This is a genomic window from Kitasatospora nipponensis (genome assembly GCF_039528135.1).
Taxonomy (GTDB): Bacteria; Actinomycetota; Actinomycetes; order Streptomycetales; family Streptomycetaceae; genus Kitasatospora; species Kitasatospora nipponensis.
Map to the genome: position 1 here is coordinate 1 of NZ_BAAALF010000337.1, position 4,380 is coordinate 4,380.

Sequence of the window (4,380 nt, forward strand, 5' to 3'; positions counted from 1 at the left end):
GCCACCGCCGCGGCCGCCGCGGTGGAACTGGTCCACAACTTCACCCTGCTGCACGACGACGTGATCGACCGGGACGAGACCCGCCGCCACCGCTCCACCGCCTGGCGGGTGTTCGGCGCGACCGAGGCGATCCTGGCGGGCGACGCCATGCACTCGCTGGCCCTGCGCACCCTCGCCGAGGACCGCCACCCGGCGGCCGGCACCGCGATGCGCCGGCTCGCCCACTGCGTCGTCGAGCTCTGCGTCGGGCAGCAGGCGGACTGCGCCTTCGAGCAGCGCACCGACGTCACGCTGGTGGAGTGCCTGGCCATGGCGGAGGCCAAGACCGGCGCGCTGCTCGGCTGCGCCTGCGCGATCGGTGCGCTCTACGGCGGGGCGAGCGAGGTCGAGGCCGAGGCGATGGACGCCTTCGGGCGGCAGATCGGCCTGGCCTTCCAGTTGATCGACGACCTGATCGGCATCTGGGGCGACCCGGCGGTGACCGGCAAGCCGGTCGGCGCGGACCTGATGGTCCGCAAGAAGTCGCTGCCCGTGGTGGCCGCGCTCAGCTCCGGGACGGCGGCGGGGGCCGAACTCGCCGCGATCTACGCGATCGACCGGCCGCTCACCGAGGACGAGGTGCGCCGGGCCGCCGCCGCGGTCGACCGGGCCGGCGGCCGGGCCTGGGCGCAGAGCGCCTCCTGCGAGCGGATGGCCGCGGCGATCGAGCACCTCGCCCTGGCGGTACCGGAACCGGCCGCGGCCGACGACCTGCTCGCGCTGGCCGAGCTGGTGACCCGCCGCAACCGCTGACCCCCCGCGAACCGGACCTCCGGTCCTGCCCAGTCCAGTCCTGCCCTGTCCAGTCGGGCCCTGCCTCCTGCCCTGCCCACCACTGCCCTGCCCACCACTGCCCGGGCCGCACCGCTCCGGTGCCGCGCCCGGGCACGCTTCCGCCTGCCGTGACCGACCACAAGGACGTGCCTCGTGAGCTTTCTCGACATCTCCATCGTGGCCATCGTGCTGGCCGTCCTGGCCGCCGGGCTCAAGCTGCTGGAGCGATGCGTCCCGCACTCGTTACGCGAGACCCACAACGACGTGGCCGGCTTCATCTTCGCCGCGGTCGGCGTGCTCTACGCCGTGCTGCTGGGCTTCGTGGTGATCACCGTGTGGACGGGCAACGACTCCGCCCGCAAGACCACCTTCCAGGAGGCCGACGCCCTCGCCGGGATCTACTGGATCTCCAGACAGTTGCCCGCGCCCGAGGGGCCGCAGCTGGAGCAGGAGACGCTCTCCTACGCCCGCACCGTCATGGACACCGAGTGGCCGCTGATGGCCGATCACAAGAGCAGCCCCGACGCGACCCAGCTGGTCTACCAGATGCGCGCCACGGTCTTCTCGGTCAACCCGCAGGGCCCCCAGGAGCAGGTGCTCTACGAGCACGCGGTCAGCCACCTGGAGGACCTCGCCTCGCAGCGCCGTGAGCGGCTCACCGAGGTGGACGACGAGGTGCCGATGCTGCTCTGGGTGGCGTTGATCGTCGGTGGGGTGCTCACCGTCGGCTTCACCTTCCTGTTCGGCCTCTCCAACACTCTGGCGCACACCCTGATGGTGCTCTCGCTCGGTGGCCTGGTGGTGATCTCCCTGCTGGTCATCAAGGAGATGAACTTCCCCTTCACGGGGGTCACCGCGGTCAAACCCACCGCCTTCGACGTCTTCCTGCAACGGCTGCCCCCGCCGCGAAGTTGAAGCCGTACGGGCACCGCACGGCACCGCGCCGCACCGCACTCCCTCGCACCGCCTCGCCGGTGCGGACGAGGCGCCCACCCGCCGGGTCCTTCCGGCGGGTGGGGCGTCGTCGTCGGCAGGGCCTACGCCTCACCCACCGTCGGCCCGAACTCGACGCCGGCGTCGACGGATTCCAGGATCGCCCGCTCCCTGGCCGGCTCGATGCCCAGCGGCAGACTCCCCTGCAGGTAGGGCTCCGCGCGCGGCCCGCGCCGGCCGATCCACTCCCAGGTGGCCCGCACGCTCTGCTCGATCGGTCGGCAGCGCAGCCCGGCCGCGTGCGCTCGGAGGCTGTCGGCCTGCCACAGGCCGATCGGCTTGCCGTCGACGAACTCATTGGCCCACAGGGGGAGTTCGGTCCACTCCTGGACGCCGGCCGCGGTCAGGTGCCGGTCGTCGACCCAGACCAGCTCGGCGTCCGAGCCGGTGACGGTCCGGCAGGCCTCCAGCATGCCGCCGAAGGTGCTGGAGCCGGGCGGCGCGGTGGTCAGGTAGCTGCCGTGCCGTTCCTGTTCGGCCAGGTGCAGGCCGAAGGCGGCGAAGTCCGCGGCGTCGATCAGCTGGAGCGGCAGGTCGGGCCGCCCGGGCGCGAGCACCCGCCCGCCGCGCGCGATCCGCTCCAGCCACCAGAGCAGCCGCCCGACGTTCTCGTACGGGCCGATCAGCAGGCCGCAGTTGAGCACGATCGTCCGCTCGGGGCCGAACGCGGCCAGCACCGCCCGCTCGCAGCCGGCCTTGTTGGCGTTCGAGGGCGGCAGGTCGCCCGGCGCGTCGGCCGGGCACGGGTGCAGCGGTGACGTCTCGTCCACCGGCTCGGTGGGCCAGTCGGCGAAGGCGTGGACGGAGGAGACGAAGAGGTAGCGACCGGCGTGCTCGCGCAGCGCCCGGGCGGAGGCGGCGACGGCGTGCGGTTGCTGGCCACTGGTGTCGACCACCAGGTCCCAGCTGCGGCCGGAGACCAGCGCGGCGAGGTCGGCGTCGCTGGTGCGGTCGCCGCGCACCGCCTCGACGCCCGGCAGGTCGGGGGCGGACCGCCCGCGGTTGAAGGTGGTGACCCGGTGGCCCCGGGCCAGGGCCTCGACGGCGAACGCCCGGCCCAGGAAGACCGAGCCGCCCAGCAGGAGGATGCGCATGGTGGCGATGCTGCCGCAGCGGCCCCGGGCGGGCCAGGGTGTTCGCGTACGGCGGACGGTCCGTCAGCACGGGAGGAGGCCCGCCGGCGAGGCGGCGCCGCGGGGGAATTCCCCAGCAGATTCTCATCGCAACCGGGCATCATGACCTGTCTCAGCTGCGTCCTACAGTGACGAGCGGGGCGTTTTCAGCGGGTGGGCGAAGGCGAGGGGTTGGACGTGGCGGAGGTCGGCGGCGGGCTGGACGCTGGGGCCGAGGCGGTGGCGGACGGGCTGGGGGTGGCGCTCGGCGGGCTGCTCGGCCGGGGGGACGGCGTGGTACTGGCGGACGGGCCGGACGTCGGGCTGGCGCTCGGGCTCACGCTGCTGCTCGGCGCGCTGCTGGCGCTGCCGCCCGCGGTCGGGGTCTCCGAGGGGCTGCTGCTCGCGGTGCCGCTCGGCTTCGCGCTCGCGCTCGGCGTGCTGCCGGTGGACGGCGAGGAGCTGGTGGACGGCGAGGGCGTGGCGCCCGACGGGCTCGGCGTGGGGCTCTGGCCGCGGTCGGGGCCACCCTCCAGGGTGACCACCGCCTCCGACGGCGGCAGTGAGATCTGCGCCGTCCAGTGATCCTGCGGCGCCCGCTGGTCGTCGACGGTGACGGTCACGGTGATCCGCTGGCCGGGGGCCAGGCTCCCGGCGTCGCGGCTCAGCCGTAGCCAGTCGCAGGAGACCACGGCGTGCCAGTCGATCGGGGCGTCACCGCTGTTGGTCAGCGTGAGCACGGTCCGCGGCCCGTAGGCGCCGGCCTGCACGGTGAGCCGGGCGCCGCCCGAGGGTGTGCCCCCTCCCGCGCTGCCGGGCGGCGGGACGGGGACCGAGCGCAGCACGGGACTGTCCAGCGGGACGGCGCCGGGCGCGGGGACGGCGACGGCGGCGCCCTGGAGCGCGGGCAGCAACGTTTCTGCACCGGCCGCCGGCCCACCCGCCCGGCCGGGCCTGCCGACCGCGCCGACCAGCCCCGCCACCGCGAACCCGGAGCGGCCGCCGGGGCTCCCGGCGGCGGTGACCGGGTTCGACCCACCGTCCGCACCGGGACCGGGGAGCGCCGCGGTGGCGCCGTCGCCCGGCCGGTCCGAGGGCGCGGTGCCGGACGTCCCCCCGCCCGCCGGCCCGCCCTCGCCGGGGCCCCCCCCCGCGCCGTCGTCCACCCGCACCGCGGAGACCGTCGCGGCCGCCTCGGTCACCGAGCCGTCCCGGTGCGCCACCCAGAGGGCGGCCAGCGGCGCGGAGAGCACCGCGGCCAGGACGCCCGTGGTGAGGGCGCGCTGGCGGACCAGGACGGTGCGTTCGTGCAGGTCGCCGCCGGGGCGGTGGCGCTCCCAGAGGGTGGGCGCCCGGTGCCGGGGGAAGCCGCGCTGGTCGAAGTGGATCGACCGGACCGGGTCGGTCGCCCGCCACCGGCGGCCCGCACCGGTGCCCACGGCCGCGGCCCCGGTGGCCGGGG

4 protein-coding genes are annotated in these 4,380 nt (G+C 75.4%); 2 read left to right on the forward strand and 2 right to left on the reverse strand.

Annotated elements, in window-relative coordinates; translation table 11 throughout:
• Together ABD323_RS39620 and ABD323_RS39625 are read left to right on the forward strand one after the other, a co-directional pair.
• On the forward strand, positions 1 to 792 hold a 792-nt coding region (locus ABD323_RS39620), incomplete at its 5' end, for a polyprenyl synthetase family protein (protein ID WP_344446962.1).
• Between the two features lie 174 nt (positions 793 to 966).
• Positions 967 to 1,728, forward strand: a complete 762-nt coding sequence (locus tag ABD323_RS39625; protein WP_344446963.1) for a bestrophin-like domain — start codon at positions 967 to 969, stop codon at positions 1,726 to 1,728.
• Positions 1,729 to 1,850: 122 nt separating this feature from the next.
• Here ABD323_RS39625 and ABD323_RS39630 read toward each other — a convergent pair whose 3' ends face one another.
• Together ABD323_RS39630 and ABD323_RS39635 are read right to left on the reverse strand one after the other, a co-directional pair.
• Positions 1,851 to 2,900, reverse strand: a complete 1,050-nt coding sequence (locus tag ABD323_RS39630; protein ID WP_344446964.1) for an NAD-dependent epimerase/dehydratase family protein — start codon at positions 2,898 to 2,900, stop codon at positions 1,851 to 1,853.
• 185 nt (positions 2,901 to 3,085) lie between these two features.
• The coding region (locus tag ABD323_RS39635) for a BACON domain-containing protein (RefSeq protein ID WP_425556323.1) at positions 3,086 to 4,380 on the reverse strand (1,295 nt) is incomplete at its 5' end.

Bases quoted from the DNA above. Each gene is read 5' to 3' on its own strand.
- ABD323_RS39630 (WP_344446964.1), bottom strand. From the start codon at position 2,900: ATGCGCATCCTCCTGCTGGGCGGCTCGGTCTTCCTGGGCCGGGCGTTC.